Source organism: Rhizobium metallidurans (genome assembly GCF_014196505.1).
Lineage (GTDB): Bacteria > Pseudomonadota > Alphaproteobacteria > Rhizobiales > Rhizobiaceae > Rhizobium > Rhizobium metallidurans.
Window position 1 is genome coordinate 96,684 of sequence record NZ_JACIDW010000002.1, and the last position, 23,256, is coordinate 119,939.

General features: G+C 62.8%; 20 protein-coding genes, 1 pseudogene and 1 riboswitch. Of the genes and pseudogenes, 7 read left to right on the plus strand and 14 right to left on the minus strand.

Annotated elements, in window-relative coordinates; all coding sequences use genetic code 11:
• Positions 1 to 219: 219 nt before the first annotated feature.
• The 3 genes and pseudogenes from cobW to GGQ67_RS25645 form a co-directional block, all read right to left on the minus strand.
• Positions 220 to 1,269, minus strand: a complete 1,050-nt coding sequence (gene cobW, locus GGQ67_RS04350; RefSeq protein WP_183898979.1) for a cobalamin biosynthesis protein CobW — start codon at positions 1,267 to 1,269, stop codon at positions 220 to 222.
• Positions 1,270 to 1,274: 5 nt separating this feature from the next.
• Positions 1,275 to 1,793 carry a bifunctional adenosylcobinamide kinase/adenosylcobinamide-phosphate guanylyltransferase gene (gene cobU / locus GGQ67_RS04355; protein ID WP_183898980.1) on the minus strand — a complete coding sequence of 173 codons (519 nt, stop codon included), beginning with the start codon at positions 1,791 to 1,793 and terminating at the stop codon, positions 1,275 to 1,277.
• A 35-nt stretch (positions 1,794 to 1,828) separates the two neighbouring features.
• Positions 1,829 to 1,999 (minus strand): annotated as a pseudogene (locus tag GGQ67_RS25645) (tRNA lysidine(34) synthetase TilS); the annotation flags it as partial.
• Between the two features lie 105 nt (positions 2,000 to 2,104).
• Positions 2,105 to 2,497, minus strand: a riboswitch (cobalamin riboswitch).
• A gap of 244 nt (positions 2,498 to 2,741) precedes the next feature.
• On the opposite strand from GGQ67_RS25645, the gene GGQ67_RS04360 reads away from it, so the two are divergent.
• A complete protein-coding gene (locus GGQ67_RS04360) occupies positions 2,742 to 4,532 on the plus strand; it encodes a chloride channel protein (protein WP_183898981.1) in 1,791 nt (596 codons plus the stop codon).
• Here the strand turns inward: GGQ67_RS04360 and GGQ67_RS04365 are convergent.
• A complete protein-coding gene (locus tag GGQ67_RS04365; protein WP_183898982.1) occupies positions 4,529 to 5,992 on the minus strand; it encodes a cobyric acid synthase in 1,464 nt (487 codons plus the stop codon). The two genes, GGQ67_RS04360 and GGQ67_RS04365, sit on opposite strands and share 4 nt — an antisense overlap.
• A gap of 424 nt (positions 5,993 to 6,416) precedes the next feature.
• Here GGQ67_RS04365 and GGQ67_RS04370 point away from each other — a divergent pair, with 424 nt between their 5' ends.
• The gene (locus GGQ67_RS04370; RefSeq protein WP_183898983.1) at positions 6,417 to 6,764 is read left to right on the plus strand and encodes a hypothetical protein; all 348 of its coding nucleotides are present in this window, start codon (positions 6,417 to 6,419) and stop codon (positions 6,762 to 6,764) included.
• Between the two features lie 6 nt (positions 6,765 to 6,770).
• Here the strand turns inward: GGQ67_RS04370 and GGQ67_RS04375 are convergent, their stop codons facing one another.
• Positions 6,771 to 6,926 (minus strand): entericidin domain-containing protein, encoded by a 156-nt coding sequence (locus GGQ67_RS04375; protein WP_183898984.1) that lies wholly within the window; start codon positions 6,924 to 6,926, stop codon positions 6,771 to 6,773.
• A gap of 150 nt (positions 6,927 to 7,076) precedes the next feature.
• Complete coding sequence (locus tag GGQ67_RS04380; RefSeq protein WP_183898985.1) at positions 7,077 to 8,018, minus strand: LysR family transcriptional regulator; 942 nt, start codon at positions 8,016 to 8,018, stop codon at positions 7,077 to 7,079.
• 70 nt (positions 8,019 to 8,088) lie between these two features.
• On the opposite strand from GGQ67_RS04380, the gene GGQ67_RS04385 reads away from it, so the two are divergent.
• Entirely contained in the window at positions 8,089 to 8,343 is a 255-nt protein-coding gene (locus GGQ67_RS04385) for a hypothetical protein (RefSeq protein WP_183898986.1), read from the plus strand.
• 78 nt (positions 8,344 to 8,421) lie between these two features.
• Positions 8,422 to 8,622: a hypothetical protein gene (locus GGQ67_RS04390; RefSeq protein WP_183898987.1), complete on the plus strand. Its 201-nt coding sequence runs from the start codon at positions 8,422 to 8,424 to the stop codon at positions 8,620 to 8,622.
• Positions 8,623 to 8,703: 81 nt separating this feature from the next.
• Here the strand turns inward: GGQ67_RS04390 and GGQ67_RS04395 are convergent, their stop codons facing one another.
• Positions 8,704 to 8,904: a hypothetical protein gene (locus tag GGQ67_RS04395; RefSeq protein ID WP_183898988.1), complete on the minus strand. Its 201-nt coding sequence runs from the start codon at positions 8,902 to 8,904 to the stop codon at positions 8,704 to 8,706.
• An 11-nt stretch (positions 8,905 to 8,915) separates the two neighbouring features.
• Here GGQ67_RS04395 and GGQ67_RS04400 point away from each other — a divergent pair, with 11 nt between their 5' ends.
• Positions 8,916 to 9,935, plus strand: a complete 1,020-nt coding sequence (locus tag GGQ67_RS04400) for a GlxA family transcriptional regulator (RefSeq protein WP_183898989.1) — start codon at positions 8,916 to 8,918, stop codon at positions 9,933 to 9,935.
• 64 nt (positions 9,936 to 9,999) lie between these two features.
• On the opposite strand, the gene GGQ67_RS04405 is transcribed toward GGQ67_RS04400, so the two are convergent.
• From GGQ67_RS04405 to GGQ67_RS04425, 5 genes are all read right to left on the minus strand, one after another.
• A complete protein-coding gene (locus tag GGQ67_RS04405; RefSeq protein ID WP_183898990.1) occupies positions 10,000 to 11,328 on the minus strand; it encodes a diguanylate cyclase in 1,329 nt (442 codons plus the stop codon).
• Positions 11,329 to 11,517: 189 nt separating this feature from the next.
• Positions 11,518 to 12,348, minus strand: a complete 831-nt coding sequence (locus GGQ67_RS04410) for a response regulator (RefSeq protein WP_183898991.1) — start codon at positions 12,346 to 12,348, stop codon at positions 11,518 to 11,520.
• Between the two features lie 196 nt (positions 12,349 to 12,544).
• Positions 12,545 to 15,094 carry a mechanosensitive ion channel family protein gene (locus tag GGQ67_RS04415; protein ID WP_183898992.1) on the minus strand — a complete coding sequence of 850 codons (2,550 nt, stop codon included), beginning with the start codon at positions 15,092 to 15,094 and terminating at the stop codon, positions 12,545 to 12,547.
• Between the two features lie 205 nt (positions 15,095 to 15,299).
• Positions 15,300 to 16,739, minus strand: a complete 1,440-nt coding sequence (locus GGQ67_RS04420; RefSeq protein WP_183898993.1) for an MFS transporter — start codon at positions 16,737 to 16,739, stop codon at positions 15,300 to 15,302.
• A 172-nt stretch (positions 16,740 to 16,911) separates the two neighbouring features.
• A complete protein-coding gene (locus GGQ67_RS04425; RefSeq protein ID WP_183898994.1) occupies positions 16,912 to 18,066 on the minus strand; it encodes an amidohydrolase in 1,155 nt (384 codons plus the stop codon).
• A gap of 167 nt (positions 18,067 to 18,233) precedes the next feature.
• Between GGQ67_RS04425 and GGQ67_RS04430 the strand changes: the two genes are divergently transcribed.
• The gene (locus GGQ67_RS04430; RefSeq protein WP_183898995.1) at positions 18,234 to 19,019 is read left to right on the plus strand and encodes an IclR family transcriptional regulator; all 786 of its coding nucleotides are present in this window, start codon (positions 18,234 to 18,236) and stop codon (positions 19,017 to 19,019) included.
• A 33-nt stretch (positions 19,020 to 19,052) separates the two neighbouring features.
• Here the strand turns inward: GGQ67_RS04430 and glpD are convergent, their stop codons facing one another.
• Complete coding sequence (gene glpD / locus GGQ67_RS04435; RefSeq protein ID WP_183898996.1) at positions 19,053 to 20,579, minus strand: glycerol-3-phosphate dehydrogenase; 1,527 nt, start codon at positions 20,577 to 20,579, stop codon at positions 19,053 to 19,055.
• A gap of 169 nt (positions 20,580 to 20,748) precedes the next feature.
• Positions 20,749 to 21,570: an AraC family transcriptional regulator gene (locus GGQ67_RS04440; protein ID WP_183898997.1), complete on the minus strand. Its 822-nt coding sequence runs from the start codon at positions 21,568 to 21,570 to the stop codon at positions 20,749 to 20,751.
• 159 nt (positions 21,571 to 21,729) lie between these two features.
• On the opposite strand from GGQ67_RS04440, the gene GGQ67_RS04445 reads away from it, so the two are divergent.
• Complete coding sequence (locus GGQ67_RS04445; protein ID WP_210279549.1) at positions 21,730 to 22,890, plus strand: MFS transporter; 1,161 nt, start codon at positions 21,730 to 21,732, stop codon at positions 22,888 to 22,890.
• Positions 22,891 to 23,256 lie beyond the last annotated feature (366 nt).

Genomic DNA, 23,256 nt, shown 5'->3' on the forward strand with positions numbered 1-23,256 from the left:
TTAGGTCTTTACGGGAAATATTGGTCGCAGGCGTAGAGTGCGCGGCCCCCTCATCCGCCCTACGGGCACCTTCTCCCCGCTGGGGAGAAGAGGAAACGAGACGTTGCGGCATATCCCTTCTCCCCCACGGGGAGAAGGTGCCGGCAGGCGGATGAGGGGGCCACACCGCACCAGTCAAGCTATCCTCAAAGCGACAACCGCGCATCCCAGCCATCAACCTTAAACCAGACCCTCGATCGCCTTGCGCACCGCGCCCTCGTCCATCTCGTGCAGCCCGATCACCACCAGCCGCGTGCGGCGCGTCTCGCCGGATGCCCAGGCGCGGTCGAAATAGTGGTCGATGCGGCTCCCCACTGCCTGCAGCTGCAGGCGCATCGGCTTGCCGGGGACGTCGACGAAGCCCTTGAGGCGCAGAACGTCGTGTTCGGCGATGATGCCCTTCAGGCTCTCGACGAAGGCGACGGGATCGGCGACCGGGCCGAGATCGACGACGAAGCTGTCGAATTCGTCGTGGTCGTGCGGCGTACCGTCCTCGTGCTCGAGTTCGTGATGGGACTTGCGGTTGCCGATATCCTCCTCGGTGCCGATGCCGAGCCCGAGCAGCACGCTCGTCGGCACCACGCCGTTTTTAGCCTCGATGATCACCGGTTTGCGCGCCGTGCGCGAGGCAACCTCTTCACGCACACGAGCAAGGCCGGCGCCGTCGATGAGGTCGGTCTTGTTGAGGACGATCATGTCGGCGCAGGTGAGCTGGTCCTCGAACAGTTCCTCGATCGGGCTTTCGTGATCGAGCGTGTCGTCCTCGACACGGCGGGCTTCGACGGCATCGTGATCGTCCGCGAAACGGCCGGCGGCGACGGCGGCGCTGTCGACCACGGTGATCACGCCATCGACGGTCACCTGCGTGCGGATGTCAGGCCAGTTGAAGGCGGCGACCAGCGGCTGCGGCAGGGCAAGACCGGAGGTTTCGATGACGATATGATCAGGCCGGTTTTCGCGCTCCAGCAGCTTGCTCATCGTCGGAATGAAGTCGTCGGCGACCGTGCAGCAGATGCAGCCATTGGTGAGCTCGATGATATCGTCCTCGGTGCAGTTTTCCGCCCCGCAGCCCTTCAGCACCTCGCCGTCGACGCCGAGGTCGCCGAACTCGTTGATGATGAGCGCGATCTTCTTGCCATTGGTGTTGGAAAGCAGGTTGCGGATCATCGTCGTCTTGCCGGCGCCGAGGAAGCCGGTGATGACGGTGGCGGGGATCTTCTGCTGGCTCATAAAATTCAACCCTTCATTTTCAGCGGCAGTCCCGCCGCGATAAAATACACGTCCGCGGCGACGGCCGCGATCATCTGGTGCAGCCGGCCGGCATGATCGCGAAACTCGCGCGCCATGCGATTGTCCGGCACGATGCCGAGGCCGACTTCGTTGGAAACGATGACGAGGCGCGCCTTGGCGCGCGGCACGTGGGCGGCAAGCGCCGCGAATTCCGCGGTCATGTCGCGCTCCTCCATCATCAGATTGGTAACCCAGAGCGTCAGGCAGTCGACAAGCACCGCCCGCCCCTCGCCGTCGATCGCGGCTAGCTGGCCGACAAGATCGAGCGGCTTCTCATGCGTGGTCCACAGGTCGCCGCGATCGGCCTTGTGCTGGTCGATCCGCGCGCGCATCTCCTCGTCCCAGGCGCGCCCGGTGGCGACGTAGTGGCGTTCAAGGCCGCTGTCGATGACGCGTTGTTCGGCGAAGCGAGACTTGCCGGAGCGGGCGCCGCCGAGGATGAGGGTGGAGGAAGCCGTGGTCATGCCGGAACGGCTTCCATTGTCGAGTGCCGCGATCCGCCAAGATCGCCCTCATTCCTGTGCCCAAGCTTGGCTCGGGCGATGTCACAGGAATCCAGTGCGCCCAAGTCCTTGGGCGCGAGAGACCACCGACCCAGCAGAAAAGAGTCATTCACCGCGCGGACGCGCGGTGGCTGAATTCCTGTGACAAGCACAGGAATGAGGGAGCTTATAGCGAACATCGCAAGCGTCCGGCCTGACGCCGACGCCAAAATCTCATTGTCTGCCATGACAACCTCCGTGCTGGCATCGGGCAAAGCGCCCAGGGTTGGGCTTTGCGCCCGGCACGAGTGGCAGGTCTCCTGGCTCGCGGGTCCAGGCGACGATCGGGATAGCCACGCAGGCCATCCCGATCGTGCCATCGGATCTTCCTCGCCTTCCCGGCTGCAATCATGAAAAGGCGGACGATTCGTAGATAAGGAGGCGTCCAACCCCGGTTGATCATGGCTTGCATCGCCAGTGGCTTTTCCGCCGCCTTCAGCCCCTCGTCCGCCTGCACCACGCAGGCATCAGGCAAGAGCGCATCCGACGCCGGACGGAAGACCCTGACCGCTCTACAGTCGCGGGGTCGGCTGTGATGAAGGCGCCCTGGTTGGGTCCACCCCGTCACATTCCCTTTTCATCCGCATCGCTTTTGGCGATCCGGAACCATCCGTTATCGATCCATCGTTAGGCAAGCGCGGCCGCGAAGTCAATCGATCGCCAAACGCCGCCACCAGCCAAATTGGCGAGACGCATTCCAAAGACGACCATCTCTACCAGATTTATCGTCTATAATCATGGACTTAATGTCAAAAAAACTTGTTGTGCCGGCCGGGTTTTTGCCGCATTTGCAGCGCAAGCGGCCAGCACCGCTTCATCCCCCTTCCCGCACAACCTTGAACGGGCCGCCGCCCGCCCAATTTTCCCAACATGCACCTGAAAATCAAACTCCGACAGCTCGGCCCGATCCACACGCTTCTCGATGTCGGGCGCATGCGCGCGCTCTTGCGGCGCAGCGAAATGGGCATGGTGCTTGCCGGCGCGCTGGTCGGCGTCACCTCGGGCCTCGCGGTGACCGCGATGAGCCTGATTTCGCGTGAAATGCACAGCCTTATCTTCGGCATCAGCGACGTCGAACGCCTGAGTTCGTCCGAGATCAACGACAAGTTCCTGCTGATGGCGGCCCCGGTCGCCGGCGGCGTCCTGCTCGGCCTCCTGATATACGTGCTGGCCAAGACCCGCAAGAAGCCGATGGTCGACCCGATCGAGGCCAACGCACTGCATGGCGGCCGCCTGTCGCTGACCGACAGTATCATCGTCGCGATCCAGAATCTGATCTCCAACGGCTTCGGCGCCTCGGTGGGCCTGGAGGCCGGCTATACCCAGCTGGCCTCGGGTATCGCCTCAAAGCTCGGCTACAAGCTGCAACTGCGCCGCGCCGATCTGCGCGTGCTCGTCGGTTGCGGCGCGGCGGGCGCCATCGCGGCCGCGTTCAATGCGCCGCTCACGGGCGCCTTCTATGCGTTCGAGCTGATCATCGGCACCTACACGATCGTCTCGCTGACACCGGTCGTCGTCTCGGCGCTCGTCTCCACGCTGATCGCCCGCTGGCTGGGCGGCAGCGATTTCATCATCGATATCGGCGATTTCGGCACCGTCATGCCCGCCGATTACATACCCGCCATCCTGCTCGGCGCTTTCTGCGCCGGCATCGGCATCCTGATCATGCAGGGCGTCGCCTTCGTCGAGGAGCTTGCCCGCCGCAGCTCGATCGCGCTCCCGTTTCGCCCGGCGCTCGGCGGCATCGTCGTCGGCCTGCTCGCACTGGTGACCCCCCAGGTGCTGTCGGCCGGACACGGTGCCCTGCAACTCAATCTCGCCCGCGACGTTGCCATTCCGGCGCTGGTGGGTCTGTTTCTGCTGAAGGCGTTTGCGTCGGCGATCTCGATCGGCTCCGGCTTCAGAGGCGGTCTTTTCTTCGCCTCGCTGTTCATGGGCGCGCTGCTCGGCAAGTTCTTCGCCTACTCGGCCCCCTATTTCGCCCAGGCGTCGCTGACGCCGATCATCTATGCCGTCGTCGGCATGAGCTCGCTTGCCGTTGCCGTCATCGGCGGGCCGCTGACCATGACCTTCCTGGCACTCGAGATCACCGGCGACTTTCCGATCACCGTGCTGGTTCTCGCCGCCGTCATCACCTCCTCGCTGGTCGTACGCAGCACCTTCGGCTACTCCTTCGCCACATGGCGCTTCCACCTGCGTGGCGAAAGTATCCGCAGCGCCCACGACGTCGGCTGGATCCGCAATCTGACGGTGAACAAGCTGATGCGCGCCGACGTCAAGACGGCCAAGGTTGGCATCAGCATCGAAGCCTTCAAGGAAAGCTTCCCGATCGGCTCGGCGCAGCGCGTCATCCTGGTCGAGGACAGCGGCAAATATGCCGGCCTCGTGCTCGTTCCCGATATCTACGCCAACCTCACCGACACCGCCGACGAGAGCAAGGGCCTGGACGAATTCGTACGCTACCGCAACGACTTCCTGACGCCGCAGATGAACGCCAAGCAGGCCGCCGCGATTTTCGACAAGACCGAGAGCGAAGCGCTCGCCGTCGTCAACAATCTCGTCGAACGCACCGTGGTCGGCCAGCTCAGCGAAGCCCACACGCTACGTCGCTACAGCGAAGAACTGGACCGCCGCCGCCGCGAGGTCTCGGGCGAAATCTAGTCTTGCGGGCTGAGCAGGCTATCCAGCCAGCGCTTGTCCAGATGGGTTTCGAGCTCGGCGGCAACCTCGTCGAGCGCCTGCTCGACGCCGGCACGATAATTATGGCTCCGGCCGGTCAGGCCGAGGCTTGCGAGCAGCCTGGCCCGGTAGCCGTCACTGGCGAACAGCCCATGCAGATAAGTGCCGGCGATCCGCCCATCGCCCGAGATCGCTCCGTCGGGCTCGCCATCGACGATCGCGAAGGGCCGCACCCGATCGGCGCCTTCGGTCATTCCGAGATGTATCTGATAGCCCGAAAGAGGCTCGCCGGTCTCGGCCGAAACCGCCACGCTGTTGCGGACCGTCTTCTCTGCGTCCATGACGGTCTCGACCTCGAGCAACCCGAGCCCCTCGATCTCGTGCACGCTCCCTTCGATCCCCATCGGATCACGGACCATCCGGCCCAGCATCTGATAGCCGCCGCAAATGCCGATGACCCGTCCGCCGCGCCTGACATGCGCGGAAAGATCCGCGTCCCAGCCCTGCGCCCTGAAATCGGCGAGATCGGAAATGGTGGATTTCGAGCCCGGAAGGACGATCAGCTGCGCATCGACAGGCAACCGTTCGCCGGCGCGCACGAAAACCAGCTCCACATCCGGCTCCGCCAGCAGAGGATCGAGATCGTCGAAGTTCGCAATCCGCGGCAACACCGGAACGGCGATCTTGAGCGCCCCGGCCTTGCCCCGCGCCAGCCGCTCCAGCGCCACCGAATCCTCGGCCGGCAACCGCGCCGTCGCCTTCAGCCACGGCACCACCCCGAAGCAGGACCAGCCGGTGAACCGGCCGACCGCGGCGATCCCGTCGTCGAACAGCGACACGTCGCCGCGAAACTTGTTGATGATATAGCCCGAGATCATGCCGCGATCCTCGTCGGACAGGATCGTGTGCGTCCCGACGAGAGAGGCGATCACGCCGCCGCGATCGATATCGCCGACGAGAACGACGGGCACGCCGGCCCGCGTCGCGAACCCCATGTTGGCGATATCGCCGGGTCGCAGGTTGATCTCGGCCGGCGACCCCGCCCCCTCCACGATGACGAGATCGGCGCCGCGCGCGATCCTGTGAAAGCTTTCGGTGACATAGTCGAGCAGCTGCGGCTTGAGCCTCTGGTAGTCGCGCCCCTTGGCCTGCCCCCAGACCTTGCCCTGCACGATGATCTGGCTGCCGACATCCGATTGCGGCTTCAAGAGCACCGGGTTCATATGCACGGATGACGGCACCCGCGCGGCCATCGACTGCAGCCACTGCGCCCGCCCGATCTCGCCGCCATCATCGGCGACGGCGGCGTTGTTCGACATGTTCTGCGGCTTGAACGGACGCACTTGAAGACCGCGATTGGCCGCCAGCCGGCACAGGCCGGCAACGAGCACCGTCTTTCCGACATCCGAGCCGGTTCCTTGCAGCATGATGGCTTTGGTCATTGGCGCGGCGCTCCGAAAAACTGGGAGACGGCGTACAACGACGGTTCGGTACCGGTCAATCGCAACCCGCCGATCGCAAGCGCCCTGAATGCGAAAGCCGCGCAGACCTGAGGTCGCGCGGCTTGCCGAAATACGCTGGCGCTTTGCCCATACGCGGCGAAGCTCACGTTCCCCGGGACGCAATACCTGATCCGGGAAAGCAGCGGTTGTCCCCCGCCACGCCGCTATTCTTAGCGCCACATCGTTACCGGATGGTTAGTGAGCACTTAACCAAATATGAATTGTGGCGGTTTTGACGATTTTGTTTCGGCAACGATATGAGCCGGCGGGACAGGTTGCCGCAAGCAAGCGATTGCATAAACGCGCCGAACACGGATCGCCACCACCGGCGACGCACGACAGACTGACGACATGGAGAATGACGATGACCTCAGCCCCGTTTCCCGATCCCGAGACGATCGCGGCCAGGCTTTCCGCGCTGGGCGAGCAGGACAAGTCCTATGTTGCGCTTGTCATGGAAAATCCGGCGCAGGACGACAGCCTGCTCGACGGCATTCACCGTTACCTCGACCATGCCTCGCGCGCGCCGTTCCTGAACTCGCTGAAGCTCGAGGCATTCGGAAAATGGATTGGAGACGCAGCACCGCCGCGTCTCCAGATTCGCTTGATGGAGGCTTCCAAGTCCAGCCAGCATCCTGCGTATAGCGCCTTCCGCAAAGGCCTGACGGCATCCGGCGGGCTGGACAAAGCCTATCCGCAGGCGAAAATCTGAGCCGGCTTACCGCTTGGCCGCGTGATCGACGCTGCGACCGGCATCCTGCGTGGCGTTGACGGCGTTCGCCGTGTCGCGACCGACGCCACGGATGGTATTGGCGCACGAGGCCAGGGTGAACAGAAGCATGATGGCAGCACCAATCTTTACCGTGGTGGTCATTGTCAGAAATCCCTTGTTAAAAACCGCTCTCCGCAGACAGTCGCGCGACTGCTGCGCGGTGATAACGCACTGAACCCAAAAAGGTTTCAGGCCGACGTCCGTTTTTTTGACCGCCATTAGCCGGGCACAGGTCACGGGGCCCGGAAGGCTTCAGGCGGCGATCGCCTTGGCCTTTTCGCTGAATGCGAGCCGGATACTTTCGGCCACCGTTTTCATCGGCGCGGTCATCTGCGAGATGGTCAACAGGCGGATATCGAAGGAGCCGAGCTCGGGCAGCCCGTCCTGCGCGCCCAGGATGACCATGTCCTCACCGACATAGGAGCGCGGCAGCGGCGCGATCGCCAGATCGGAGACCACGGCGGCGCGCTGCGCCATCGTGTGACCGCTGAGAAACGCCACGCGAAAATCCCGCTTCATCCGTTCGAGCTGCGCAAGCGCCTCGAGCCGCCAGATGCACCCCTCTTCCCAGATGGAGATCGGCAGCGGCTCGCGCCGATGCGCGGTGCCGCACTTGGCGCCAGCCCACACCAGCCGCTCGCGATAGACGATCTCGCCATCGGTCGGCAACGGGCGCGTGGCGCAGTTGATCAGCGCCAGATCTAGCCTCTGCTCCTCCATGCGCTTTCTAAGCCCGAGGCTCATGTCTATGGTCACGTCGACCATGATGCCTGGAAAACTCTCGCTGAAGTTCTTCAGGATACCCGGCAGGATGCGCTCGCCGATATCCTCCGGCGCCCCCAGCCGCACGACGCCGCTGAGCTCGGGCATGATGAAGCGCGATACCGCCTCATTCGACAGAGCCAGCATGTTGCGCGCGTAGGACAGAAGAACCTCGCCATGCTGGGTCAGCGAAACGGAGCGCGCGTCGCGCAGAAACAGCGTGGCGCCGAGTTGCTCCTCGAGTTTCTTGATCTGCATCGAGACGGCCGATGGCGTTCGGAAAACAGCCTCGGCCGCGGTCGAAAAATTGCCGGTCTCCGCGATCGCCACGAAGGTGCGCAACACATCGTTGTCGAGGAGCGGAATGGGACGGCGAAGCGGAGCTGTCATCATCTCATCTTTCAATTTTCCTGATACATAACACAATATCATTTTGTTTGATTGAAAGTCAATCGCGGTTCAATCTGGTTGTCATCGGAGCACTTCGGAAGGAGACAAACCGATGACCATCGCGATCCTGATAGACACACTGCGCAATTTCATCGGCCGTCGCCGGGTTCTCAAAACGCGGCGCGCCGCCATCGAACAGATCGCGCGCCAGCCCGTCCACCTAGCAGCCGACGTGGACATGCCGCGCCGATACGCGCCAGCAGGCATCACCGTCGTCATCATCACCGCCATCGGCTGCCCGATCCGGATTGTCGGCCAATCATTCAAAATCCTTGATGATAGCCATAAAATCTATTCGTTTGATTGATGGACCATGTGGGGTCATATCAGTGACAACGAATTCACAACCGAAAGACGTCGGTCGATACGCGAAAGGACATTCGACATGACCACGATCACCTTCAGAGACAACAAGCTGCCCGGTGCGGCGCATCATGATCACTCCTTGTCCGCCTACGCCCGCAAGCTTGCCCGCGCATGGCATCAGTGGCAGGCTGCGCGCGAAATCGAAGCCATGCCGATCGACATGCGCAAGGATTTCGGCTGGCCGTCGGCCGATAATGTGGACGACCACAAGGCGATGTAATGGATGCGACATACCTCCCCGCATGAGAGCGGCGCCTGCCTCCAAGCAGCGCCGCTTTCGTCGTTTCAGGACCTTCCGGATTTAATCTTGAATTTCAGGAACATGTATTTCGCAGGCGGCGTTTGGCGAACATTTGTTCTTGTCAAAAGCCAATTGATCGCCGTCAATTATAGCCATGTCGCAATTTTGCTCTTTGCGGCCGCATTTTTCCATGAGAATGTCGCTTTCTGAATATCGAAGCGGCGCAATCCAAGCACCAATAGCGCATTGGCCCTCCATCATGGATTTCTCACATGAGCAAGATGTCGCATAAGAAACGCTCCATCGTCTTCTTCATGGTTCCGCAGTTTACGATGCTGCCCTTTTCGGCCGCGATCGATACACTGCGTATCGCCAACCGCATGCTGGGCTACCAGGCCTATACCTGGCGCCTGACCTCGGTGGATGGCGAAAAGGTCTATTCCTCCTGCGGCATCGGCGTCGAGGCCAACACGTCGCTGGCCGACGAGCGCCGCAATCTGGGCGGCGAGAACCGCCCGAGCATGGTGCTGGTCTGTTCCGGCATCGACGTCGAGGAATTCAACAACAAGTCCGTCAATGCGTGGTTGCGCGAATCCTACAATCGCGGCGTCGCCGTCGGCAGTCTCTGTACGGGCGCGCATGTCCTTGCCCAGGCCGGTCTCCTGAATGGCAAGCGCTGCGCGATCCACTGGGAAAACCTGCCGGGCTTCTCCGAGGCCTTCCCGCAGGCCGAGGTCTATGCCGATCTCTACGAGGTGGACAGCAATCTCTACACCTGCGCCGGCGGCACCGCTTCGCTCGACATGATGCTAAACCTGATCGGCGAGGATTTCGGCGAGACGCTGGTCAACCGCGTCTGCGAGCAGCACCTCACCGACCGCGTGCGCAGCCCTCACGACCGCCAGCGCCTGCCGCTGCGAGCGCGCCTCGGCGTCCAGAACGGCAAGGTGCTGTCGATCATCGAATTGATGGAAGGCAATCTCGCCGAGCCGCTGTCGCTGCTGGAGATCGCCGATGGCGCCGGCCTGTCGCGCCGCCAGATCGAGCGTCTGTTCCGCCAGGAAATGGGTCGCTCCCCTGCCCGCTACTATCTCGAGATCAGGCTCGACCGCGCCCGTCACCTTCTGGTGCAATCGTCGATGCCGGTCGTCGAAGTGGCCGTCGCCTGCGGCTTCGTCTCCGCCTCGCACTTCTCCAAGTGTTATCGCGAACTCTACCACCGCTCACCGCAGCAGGAGCGCGCCGAGCGGAAGATGACGATGGCGACCGCACGCCACGCGATCGCCGCCTGAGCCTTAGGCCTCGCCGACAATCATTTCACGACAGCGGCCGCGAAACGCTGTCGTGAACGCGTCGTTATTCCGCCGCCGTCGTCACCACGCGCGCATCGGAGTAAACCTGATTGCGCCCGGAACGCTTGGCCATGTAGAGATACTGGTCCGCGGCGTTGAGATAGTTTTCGAATGTCTCGTAACCGCAGATTTCGGCCACGCCGATCGAAACGGTGACCGAGATGTCCTCGTCGTCCTCGGCAACGATCTTCAGCGACTGGATATCCTCGCGCACCCGATCGCAAAGGGCTGTGGTGGCAGCCGAGTCCAGTCCGGCGAACAGCATGGCGAACTCCTCGCCGCCGACGCGCGACAAGAGGTTGTCGCTGCCGATGAACTCGTTCTGCAGCCGCGTGGCGACCGCCTTCAACACCCTGTCGCCGATTTCGTGGCCATGGGTATCGTTCAGCCGCTTGAAATGATCGATATCGAGAACGGCGACCGAGGCGGGCCGGGCGCCACGCAGGCATTCCGTGACGATCCGCGGTCCTTGATCGTAGAAGTAGCGCCTGTTGTAGAGCCCGGTGAGATAGTCGCTCGCCGCCGCCGCCCGCAGTTGCCTGATCTGCGTCAGCGTCTCGATATTGTTCGAGATACGGCATTGCAGTTCTTCCGGCACGAAGGGGCGGTAGACGAAATCGCTGGCGCCGGCCTTCAGGAAGCTCGCCGACAACAACCTGTCACCCGACGAGGATATGCCGATCACCCGGATGCGCTCGGTGCTGTAGCGGTTGCGGATCCGTCGTGTCAGCTCGTATCCGTCCATGTCGGGCATATGATGGTCGGTCAGAACGAGTTCGATGTCGGGGTGCCTTTCCAGCACCTCCAGCGCTTCGATCCCCGTCCCCGCCTGGCACACCTTGAACTGCTGCGCTTCCAGGAGTTCGACCAGCGCGCTTCGGGCGGAAACCACGTCATCGACGACCAGAACCCGGGTTCTGCGGTTCGAGATCGCGCGGCGCACGGCGGCGATCAGGTTGTCGAGCGCGAACTCGTTATCCTTCACGACGTAGTCGACGACGTTACGCGATGTGATCCGGTTGCGCACGTCGACATTGAACGACGCCGTGAAGACGACGGCGGGGATATCCTGTGCAAGGATCTGGTCAAGGGCCTCGCCATCCCTGGAGCCCGGCAGATTGAGACCGACGACCGCCATGGTGAAACCGTCTGACGCATCCTTGAGCGCCGCGTCGAGCGCCTCCTGAGACGCGCAATGCGTCACCGTCAGCCCGAGCTCCGTCTCGAAACGGTGTGACAACACGGACGAGAACATTCGCGAATCCTCGACCAGAAGCAATGTGCGGCCTTCGCGCTGCGATGCCTGCTTCTCACGCAGAATATCTGATTTCATGACAGTCACTTGCCTCTATGCGGCGTTGCCTGGCGAACAAACTCCACCGCGCGTGGCCGGCCGGACGTCGGCGTGCGAGGCTGCAGATTGAACGGTGGGTATGGAGCGATCCCCGTCACCCCGGTGCATGGATTGCACCCCCGTGCATGGATTGCACCCCGGTGCATGGATTGGCGAACGCAGCCGAACTCAGGCGCTCTTGCGCATCGGCTGCATCGATTGGATCTGAAGAAGCGTGTCGAGGTTCTGGTTGACGCGGCAATAGAACTCTTCGTCGATGAACGGCCGCAGCATGAAGTCGTTGCCGCCGGCTTTCAGGAAGCGTGCCGACAGCAAGCGGTTGGAGGACGACGACACGCCGATGATCCGCAACTGGTGTGAGCCGATGCTGCCGCGAATGCGGCGCGTCAGTTCGAAGCCATCGATATCGGGCATGTTGTAATCGGTGATCATCAAACCGATGTCGCGGTTGGCCTTGAGGATTTCGAGCGCCTTGGCGCCGCTGTCGGCGGTGCTCACACGGAAATTGTAACGCTTCAGGCGGCTCGACAGAAGCGCGCGCGCCGTAGGGCTGTCATCGACGATCAGCACGTGGTGGCGATGATTGGTCAGGAAGCGGCAAATGGATTCGGCCAGCAGATCGACGGCGAAGACGTTGTCCTTGAGGATGTAGTCGACGATATCCTTCGACAGCAGCTTGTCGCGCATGCCTTCATGGAAGGTGCCGGTGAAGACGATCGTCGGAATGCTGAGATCGACGAGATACTCGAGCGCCTCGCCGTTCTCGGCGCCCGGCAGGTTGATGTTGGAAATTGCGAGGGTGATTTCCTGGGACGACTTGTCGTAGCAAAGCTGAAGATCCTCGAAGTTCCGGCAGATCTCGACGTCGATATTGAAGAGTTCCTTCAAACGCTTGCCGATCATCGACGTAAAGACGTTTGAATCCTCCGCCAGAACAATACGAACATCATTAAACGCGTCACCGGAATACTGCATCCCGGAAATCCCTAAAAACGCCATGTCAAAACCCCGAACTGAAATATGTCTCCCTGCGTCAAAGCGGTACATCGGGCGGTTTGAATAAGTATTAAACGAAAAGCTTACTTGCGGCACAAACGGCCGCAAGCACACGCGCTGGCGCTTTTCTTCGCAACATGATTAAAGGACGGTTGGCAGCCCGCTATTCTATCGCCTAGTGACCAGCCGAAGCACGGCGTCAGCCGTCCGCGGCCTTGCCGCGCAACTGGCTAACACGACCCGCGTCCTGATCGATCGTCTCGTCGCCGGCGGCTTCGCCGGCCACCGGTTCCTGGTCAAGGACCTCGTCGTCGATCGGCGTGACCGGATCGAGCTGGCGATGGAACACCACGTCGCTCTGCGGCAGCGGTATCTCGATCCCTTCTTCGCGGAAACGCTTCAGGATGGCGACGCGCAAGTCATTACGCACCTTCAATCCGTCGCCCAGATCGCCGAGCATGAAGCGCAGCTCGAAATCCAGTGAATATGGCCCGAAGCGCAGGAACTCCACATGGGGTTCGGGGTTGCGTAGGACGATCGGCAGCGCGTTCGCCATTTCGAGCAGGATATTCATGACCTTCTGCGGATCGGAACCGTAGCTCACCGAAACCGGGATCTCGGACCGCCCGATCTTGTTGCGGTGCGTCCAGTTGCCGACATTGGCGTTGATCAGGTCCGAATTCGGAACGATGATCGTCTGCTTGCGGAAGGTCTCGATCTCCGTCGCGCGCACGGAGATGCGCTTGACGATCCCTTCCACCGTGCCCGTCACCACGTGGTCGCCGACCTTGAATGGCCGCTCGACGAGCAGGATCAGCCCGGACACGAAGTTCGACACGATATTCTGCAGGCCGAAACCGATACCGACAGACAGAGCCGAGGCAACGAGAGCGAAGCTCGACAGATTGATGCCGGCCGCCGACACGCCGATCAGCACCGCGACGCCGACGCCGAGATAGCCGATGCCGGTCTTGACCGAGTTGCGCACACCGAGATCCACATGGCTGCGGGCCATGACATTGTTGTCGAGCCAGCGCTGCACCCAGCGCGTCAGCAGGTAGCAGCCGGCGAAGAGCAGGATGCCGGTGAGTATCCCGACCAGCGATATGCTGATGCCGCCGAGCCGGACTTCCGTGAACAGCCGATAGGCGATCAGCTGCAGGTCCTGGATGCGGAAGCCCCACAAGAGCAGGATAAGCGGAATGCCGGTCGCCAGTGCCACGCCGTAGATGCAGAAACCGGCCAGCAGGCCGACCTGATCGACAGCGACGGGACCGAGCTTGAAGCGCGAAGCCAGATATCGGCCCGGCCGCGTGTCGCCAAAGGTCTCGGTGCGCGAAATCGCCTTGCCGGAAAGCAGCCCGATATAGGTGGTCACACCGATCGCGCCGGTGAAGATCAGCTGCGAAGCGATGAACCGCGCAAGACCGACATAGCCGGTAACGGCGGCGAAGATCAGGCCCGCGCCAAGCACGCGCAGGACGATGGCAAGCCCCTTCGGCCAATGCCGCCCGGGCGCATCCGGGTCGCGGCTCTTGGCCATCATCGGTCGCCCGAACGATGCCGCGATGAGGATCAGGCCGATGATCAGCGCAGCGATCCAGCTCCGGACGACGGTCAGCACCAGCGGCGAACCCATCGATTCGCTGATGCTGCCGAAGAAGAAATCGAGCGCGTGAACGACCGCCATCGCCATCAGGCAGGCGCTGATCGAGCGCGCGCCGCGATTGGACAGCCTGACGAGACGCCATTGAGGATCGCGCGGCGCGAACACGGCGTTGGTGAAGCGTCGAACGAAATAGATGACGCCGATCGTTGAAAACAGCGCGGCGACGACGGGGGCGATGTCGGGCCTGAGAACGTTGAAACTGTCGAGGAAGAGATAGGACGTGACCAGAAGCGTCGCCAGCGACAGCGTCCTGATCAGCGTCGACCAGAAGGCGATCGACAACCGGCTGATATAGGAGGGCTGCTCATCGCTCTCCTTGCGCTGCAGATAATGCCCGAACAGCCGGTAGCTGCCGGAAAGAAGGATCAGGGCCGTCGCGAGCGACATGAAGATCGCCGCGGCGAAGGCGAATGCCTTGAATTTTAACACGAAGCCGAGCCAGCTCGTCAGCGCCTGCTGGAACGCCCCCACCTCCTGAACGAAAGCGGTCCCGGCATCGCCGAGCACGGACGCGGAAATTTCGCTGCGTCGAAGAAGCGTCGCGGCGAAAAGCTTGCGGCGCATTTCCGCGATCTGGTTGCTCATCCTGCCGATCGAGGCGGTCAGGCTCTCGGCGTCGCCCTGCAGGACGTTGAGTTGCACGCGCTCCGCCGTCAATGCGTTTCGCTCGTTGGTGACGATCTCCGCCTCGGGCGGTTGCCCCGCCTTTGGCGGGTCGCCAAGCTCGGTCAGACGGGCCTTGATCTGGTCGAGGCGCGGCGTGATACCGCCGGCGATACCGGCAACGCCGCGATTGAGCTCATCAGCCTTTCCGGCAAGCGCGACGAGCCCGTCATCGTCGTCGACGCTCTGCTTGACGCTCGCCTGAAGTGCCGCGAAATCGGACTTTGCCGTGGCCATGTTCTTGGCGGCCTGATCGCCCGGCCCGCTCGGTGCGGCGGCGCTCTGCTCGGCGGCGGCGGGCGGTGCGCTCTGCGCAGGCGCGGCGGGCGCCGGTGTCTGCGCTTGGAGTGACCCCGCGCCGGCCACCGCCAGCGAGACGAACAATAGGCTCTGGAGCAGAAAACGTGTCAGCCTCAAGGTATCCCCGCCAGGTTCGATAGTGAGAAAGAGCGCCCGCTTTTCATAAGAAAGAAAGGCGACAGAAAGGCGACGCTGCGCGAAGCAATCGTGTGCGCCAACCGCGTTCGCCAATCATGCATGATCGACGCGCAGCCCTCGCTAGCACATCGCGGCCCGCGCGGCGACGGGGAAATCGGCCACACCCCAAATCACGGTTCACGGCCTATCGCCGACGCTTGTGCCCGGACACCTCGGCGCCGGCATCGGCGGGCAGTTGCAGAAAGCGCAGCGACGAGACCACACCGATCGCACCGATGACGATAAAGGCCCAGCGGAAATCGACAAGCCCGGGATCGCCAAGCCCGCGCACCGCCGCCGAAACGTTGAGAACGGCAGCCGCGATCGCGACACCGAGCAACATCGACACCTGCTGCAGCATGCTCGACAACGTCGAAGCCGAGCTTCTCTGCGCGCCGCTGATATCGGCGAAAGCGAGCGTGTTCAGCGCCGTGAATTCCATCGAGCGCGACAGGCCGGCGATGAACAGCAGGGCATAGATGACCACGCGCGGCGTCTCCGGCGCGAGAAAGCCGCAGCCGACGATCGACAGCGACGCGATCAGCCCGTTGAAGCACAGCACCGTCCGGAAGCCCAGCCGCGCAAGCAACGGCGTCGTCACCGTCTTCATGCTCAGATTGCCGAGGAAGTAGATCAGCAGATAGGCACCCGCTTCGATCGAGCTGAGCCCGAAGCCGAGCTGGAACAAAAGCGGCAGCAGAAATGGCGTGGCGTTGACGGCGACGCGGCTCGCGGTCCCGGCCGACAACGTGGCGATGGCGAAGGTCTGCACCTTGAACGACGACAGATCGAGCAACGGATTGTCGACGCGCATGAAATGCCGATACGCCATGACGGATAGCACGATACCGGCAACCAGCATGGCGCCGACGGGAACGATGCCACCATGCCATTTCACCGACAGCTCGAGCGCCGCCAGAAGCAGCGTCAGCCCGGCGCCGCTCAGGATGAAGCCGCGCAGGTCGAGCCGTCCGGCATTCTCCTCGCGCTGTTCCGGCACGAAACGCCAGACAAGCGCCATGCCGAGCGCGCCGATCGGCAGATTGATCAGGAAGTTCCAGTGCCAGCTTGCATAGGTGGTGATGACGCTGCCGAGCAGCGGTCCGATGACCGGCGCCGTCAGAGCCGGCCATGTAATCAGCGCGATCGCCTGCACCAGTTCGGATTTGCGCGCATTCTTCAAGACGATGATCCGGCCCACCGGCGTCATCAGCGCGCTGCCGGCGCCCTGGAGCGCGCGGGCAAGCACGAATTCGGTGAGGCTGCCGGAAAGGCCGCAGAGCAGCGAGGCGAAGGTGAACACGCCGATCGACGCCATGAAGACGCGGCGCGCGCCGTAGCGGTCGCCGAGCCAGCCCGACAGCGGAATGAACGCCGCCATCGTCAGCATGTAGACGGTGATGCCGATGCTCATCGACACCGTGGGAACACCGAAGCTCGCCGCCATCTGCGGCAGCGAGGTGGTGACGATCGTGCCGTCGAGGATCTGCATGAAGAAGGATACGGCGACGACAAGCGCCACAATTTTCGAACGGCGCGCGCTGCCCGCGTCACCATCCGCCTCGACCGTCTCAACTGCTGTCATCACTCTGCCAATGTGAAATCTGGATCAAACGGCCGGCAACAGCACATGCGACGTGGGGCGTCGGTCGAACCCGATTGTAGATAGGCCCATCCCACGAAGCGGGAAAGAGAAAAACGACCAGGGCGGGCAATTTCCATGCGCCAGCGCCTGCTGTTGCCGTAACGACGGAGGATCAGCCGAGGATATTGCTGATCGCCCGCAGGAACACTCCGGCGCCGACCGGGATCAAGGCCTCGGGAAAATCATAGTCAGGATTGTGCAATTGCGGATGCGTTTCGCCTGACCCGAGAAAGAACATGGCCGACGGCGCGACGGTTCGAAACAGCCCGAAATCCTCCGAGCCCTTCATCGGCAGCAGGCGGCCGTCGCTCCGGTGACTGACGCCCTCGTCATCCAGCGCCCGCCGCAGCACATCGACGGCCTCCGGCGAATTGAAGCACTGGCGGAACACATCCTCGTAGGTGATCTCGATCCCGAGCCCCGCGGCATCCGCCTCGCTCTTCGCCAGCATCTCGGCGGCCTGAACCAGCCCGGCCATCCGCTCGTCGGTGAGCGTCCTGAGCGTCGCCCATATCTCGGCCCGTCCGGGGCTGATGCCGAAGGCGGGCTCGCCGAGCCGGGCATGGGTGACGGTCACCAGCGCGAAATCGGGACCGACGGGCGCGACACTTCCGAGCGCGGTCAATCCGCCAAGCAGGCTGGCGAGCGCGAATGTCGGCGCAACGCCATCCTCCGGGCAGGAAGCATGGGAGGTCTTGCCGCTGAGAACGATCTTCATCCCGCGCGAGGCGCAGTTGACCGGACCTTCGCGCAAAAGGACATGCCCCAGCGGCATGCCGGGAAGATTATGCAGCGAAAGCGCCATGTCGGGCTTCAGCGTCGCGAACTCGGGATCGGCGAGCACCGCGGCCGCACCCGCGCCATTCTCCTCGGCCGGCTGGAACAGGAGGATCACCCTGCCCTTGTTCGGCCGCTTCTGCCCGAGCGCGGTCGCGACCGCCATCACGATCGACATGTGGCCGTCGTGGCCGCAAAGATGTCCCTTGCCGGGGATGGTCGACCGGTACTCCTCGTTCGATATCTCCTCGATCGGCAGGCCATCCAGCTCGCAGCGGATGAGCACCGTCGGCCCCGGAATAGCCCCGTCATAGACCGCAGCGACGCCATGCCCTCCAAGGTTCGACACGATTCGATCGGGTTTTGCCAGCAGCAGCGCCTCCTGCACCCGGCGCGCGGTCTCGACCTCTTCGCCCGACACCTCGGGATAGCGGTGAAGCTCCCGGCGAAACGCGGTGATATGGGAAAGCTCTTCCTGTGTCAGAAACATCGGTCTCATCCTGCAAATCAAGTTGCATGCTATGTGCGCCTGATATGGGTAGCAAGCGGCTTGATGGAACGGGCAAATCATTCGGCACAGCTCGAAGCGCCGCCGAACTTTCTCTTTTCGGCTCGGCTGTATTTGTATATGTAATGGCATATTCACAGGAGAAAAGCATGGAAGCGGATGAAGCCGACCGGTACCGGGCGCCTGCCTTGGACAAGGGGCTTGATATCCTCGAGCTTCTGGCAAGCGTCGAAGAGGGTCTCACCCAGGCGGAAATCGCCAAGCGCCTCGACCGCAGCCCCAACGAATTCTACCGCATGCTCGACCGTCTCGTGCGTCGCGGATATGTCACCAAGCTCGAGGGCGACCGGTTCACGCTGACGCTCAAGCTCTTCGGCCTCTCGCAGCTTCACGCCCCTGCCCGTCGCCTCGCCTCCTTCGCCATGCCGCTGATGCGCGACCTCGCGCAGCGCACCCGCCAGGCGAACCACCTCGTGGTCTTCGATCGCGGTTCCGCCGTCGTCATCGCCCAGCACGAGGCGCCGAACTACTGGGGCATCTCGATCCGCGTCGGCTCGCATATGAGCCTGCTCGAAACGGGCTCGGGCCATGTCCTTCTCGCCTTCCGCACCGACGAGGAACGCGAGATGATGATCGCGGAACATGCCCGCGACCCGAAGACCAGGCGGCCGGGAGCGGAGCTTTATGAGCGCCTGACCGAAATCCGAAAACGCGGTTACGAGATGATGCCGAGCGCCCAGACGGCCGGCGTCCACAACCTCTCCGCCCCGATCCTCGGCCCCGATGGCCGCGTCATCGCAGCCCTGACCTGCCCCTATATAGGCCTCGTCAACGCATCCGACGCGCCCGATATCGAGCAGACGATCGTCATGCTGCAGCAGGCCGCGCGCGACCTCTCGCTGCTTGCGGGATCGGATGTGAAGATCTCGGGGTGACGCGACGAACAGGATCGTCGCGCCTGTCGCCGTCTATACGGCGATCCGAGCCGGCACGGCGGCCATGTACTCTTCCAGCATGGCGGCTTGCTCCCGCGTCAGGCGCAGGCCCTCCTTGGTTCTTCTCCAGAGCACGTCATCGGCATGTGTCGCCCATTCGTGCTCGATCAGATAGCGAACCTCCGCCTCATAAAGGTCGCTCCCGAACAGGCGCCCGAGATCCTCGATGCCGCGCGCCTGCCCGAGAAGCACCGCGGCCTTCGTGCCGTAGCGGCGAACGAGGCGGCGAACATGTGTTTCGGCAAGAAACGGATAGCCGCTCTTCAGCTTGCGAACTTCCGCCTCGTAGCCCGTCGCCGGAAAATCGCCGCCGGGCAGATGGCTTTTGGCCGTCCAGGGGATTCCCTTGATCCCGATCGCCGCGCCGATCTTCTCAAGCGCATGCTCGGACAGCCGGCGATAGGTGGTGAGCTTGCCGCCGAACACGTTGAGCAACGGCGCCTGTGCGCCCTCGCCTTCGAGCTTCAGCACGTAATCGCGCGTCGCCTCCTGCGCCTTGGACGCGCCGTCGTCGAACAACGGACGCACGGCCGAATAGGTCCAGACGATATCCTCGGGCCGCACCGGCTCGTTGAAATACTCGCTGGCGGCCTTGCAGAGATAGGTCGTCTCCTCGTCGGAGATCTTCACATCGCGGGGATCGGCCTTGTAATCGCGATCGGTGGTGCCGATCAGCGTGAAATCCTGCTCGTAGGGGATCGCGAAGATGATGCGATTGTCGGGGTTCTGGAAGAAATAGGCCCGGGGATCGCTGAACTTCTTCTTCACGACGATGTGGCTGCCCTGCACCAGACGCACATGCCGCGCCTCGTTCTGACCGAAGGCGGCGCGAATGACGTGATCGACCCACGGCCCCGCCGCGTTGACCAGCATCCGCGCCTGGAAATGACGCGTCTCGCCGGTCACCGTATCCACGCTCTCGATCGCCCAGACGCCGTTCTCGCGGCGCGCGGAGACGACCTTGGTGCGCGGCATGATCAGCGCCCCCTTGTCGGCGGCGTCGCGGGCGTTCAGGACCACCATGCGGGCGTCATCGACCCAGCCGTCGGAATATTCGAACGCCTTGGAGAACAGCGACTTCAGCGGCTTTCCCGCCGGATCGCGGCGCATGTCGAGCACCCTGGTCGGCGGCAGAAGCTTGCGGCCGCCGAGGTGATCGTAGAGGAACAGCCCGAGCCGGATCAGCCAAGCCGGTCGGATCCCGCCCTTGTGATAGGGCAAAACGAAGCGCATCGGCCAGATGATATGCGGCGCCATCGCCCACAGGATCTCGCGCTCCATCAGCGATTCCCGCACCAGGCGAAACTCGTAATGCTCGAGATAGCGCAAGCCGCCATGGATGAGCTTGGTGGCGCCCGAGGAGGTGCCGGAGGCGAAATCGTTCATCTCGGCCAGCGCCACGGAATAGCCGCGCCCGACCGCGTCACGCGCGATCCCGCATCCATTGATACCGCCACCGATAACGAAAAGATCGTGTACCTGACCGCTCACGCGTCCCATGCCCCCAGAAATTGCCGCAACGCAAACAAGATAGCGCAATTGCGAAAGTCAATACAGTTAAAGCGAAACACATTCGAATGTCAAACGAATGCCTCGCACACTTATGCCCGGCGCCGATGTCGGACGTGTGACAGCGCGGCAGGCCTATGTTCCAGATTGGCGAGGAATTTCAATTGGGCTCGGCGACCCGGAAATAGGCGCGCGGTGGCGCGCCGAGCATGCGCTTGAACATGGTGGTGAACGCCGCGACGCTTTCATATCCGAGATCGAAAGCCACCGATGTTACCGCTTCGCCCGCGGCCAGTCGCGGCAGCGCCGTGAACAGGGCCGCCTGCTGCCGCCAGGTCGAAAGGCTGATTCCGGTCTCGCGGCGGAAGGCCCGGGTGAACGCCCGCCGGCTCATGTTGAGCCGCTCGGCCCAATCGTCGATCAGGAGCCGCGCGGTCGGGTTCGCCAGAAACGCCCGGCAAAGCCCGGCAAGCCTCGCATCACCGGGAATGGGCAGGCCGAGCGACCGGTCCGGAAGCCGCGAAATCTCCTCGAGCAGCAGCGCGACGACCAGCCTCTGGCGCCGCGAATTCCTGATGTCTCCACCCGGGGATACCGCCTCGATGATCAGCGCCCGCGCGAGATCCGTCAGCCCGACGACGCGAATGGCCTCGGGGAGAGCGACCAGCGCATCGGAACTGATATAGGCCGAGAGCATGGTCACCTCGCCCAGCATGTCCACCGAGTGATCCAGCCCCGCCGGTATCCACAGCGCATGTTCCGGCGGCACCATCCAGCGCCCCTGCCGCGACGACACCATCAGCACACCGGTCCGGGCATAGACGAACTGCGCGCGGCTATGGCGATGCGCCGCCACGTGATAGCCCGACGGGTACTGCGACGGGATCGTGTGAACCGGCTCGGCCGCCGCCTCTATGGCCGCCAGCCGCTCGACATGCAGCCTCGCCAGTTCCGCCGACGTTATATTTTGCAGCGCTTTCATAAGCCTTGGCCCGATCGCGAAAGAATGAGACCAAAACACGAAAGCGGGACTGCCGCAAGGAGACTATGCGGATAGTAGGTTCGACGGAGGAACATCGTGACGACAGGTATAGAAACGGCGGACAAACACGCCGCGGAACAGACGGTATTCAGCATCATCATGGCGGTCAGCTTCAGTCATCTGCTGAACGATACGATGCAGTCGCTGATCCCGGCCCTCTATCCGATGATCAAGACCGGCTACGGTCTCGACTTCACCCAGATCGGCCTGCTCGGCCTCGTCTTCCAGGTCACGGCATCGCTGCTGCAGCCGCTGATCGGGATTTACACCGACAAGCGTCCGCTGCCCTATTCACTGGCGGCGGGCATGGGCTTCACGCTGATCGGTCTGCTGCTTCTCGCCTATGCGCACGCCTATTGGGTGCTGCTGCTCGGCGCCGGCGTCGTCGGCCTCGGCTCGGCGGTCTTCCATCCGGAATCCTCGCGCGTCGCCCGCCTCGCCTCGGGCGGACGCCACGGGCTGGCACAGTCGCTGTTCCAGGTCGGCGGCAACTTCGGCTCGGCCATCGGCCCGCTGGCCGCCGCCTTCATCGTGCTGCCGCGCGGACAGACCAGTGTCGCATGGTTTTCGGTTGCCGCGCTGACGGGCATGATCATCCTGTGGCGCGTCGGCGTCTGGTACTCCAATCACCGCCGCACCACCGCCGGCCGCAAGGTCAAGCACCAGGCAGTGGTGCTGCCGCGCGCCAAGGTGATCCTTTCGATCGCCGTCCTCGCCATGCTGGTCTTCTCGAAATACGTCTACATGACCAGTCTTTCGAGCTATTACACCTTCTACATGATCGAGCGCTTCCAGGTGTCGGTCCAAGAGGCGCAGATCCTGTTGTTCGTCTTCCTCGGCGCGGTCGCCATCGGCACGGTCGCCGGCGGCCCGATCGTCGACTGGTTCGGCACCAAGTTCACGATCTGGTTCTCGATCCTCGGCGCCCTGCCCTTCACCCTGGCGCTGCCCTATGCCGGCTACACCTGGACGATCGTGCTCACCTTCGTGATCGGCATCATCCTGGCGTCCGCCTTCTCGGCCATCGTCGTCTTTGCGCAAGAACTGGTCCCCGGACGCGTGGGCATGATCGCCGGCCTGTTCTTCGGCTTCGCCTTCGGCGTCGGCGGCATCGGCGCCGCGGGCCTGGGCATGGTGGCGGACCGCATGGGCATCGTCTTCGTCTATCAGCTTTGCTCATATCTGCCGCTGCTCGGGCTTCTCACCGTCTTCCTTCCCGATCTCGGCAAGGGCCGGCGCCACGCAACGGCAACGAAATAGCCGCGGCGAAGCCCACGAGACGGCATCAAAACCACAAAAGGCCGAAGCACCCGCTTCGGCCTTTTGTCTTCAAACTTCACACGATGCCCCGGGGCGCCCTGATTGCGGACAATAAAAAAGGCCGGGGCGAAACCGCACCGACCTTCCTATTCGCATCTCACACCAGTGCCAGTACATCCGTGGTCAAAAGCATAAAAGCGATACCGGCAACCGCGAGCGTCCGCTGTGTGGAACACTGACCAGCAATGCCGATGAACCTCATATGGGAGGTCAATATGGCGAATTCAAGTCCGGGAGGGAAATAGCTGGAAAATGACGCTCCCGGCAACCGGATGAAACACGCTGCTTATAAGCCGCATACGAGAT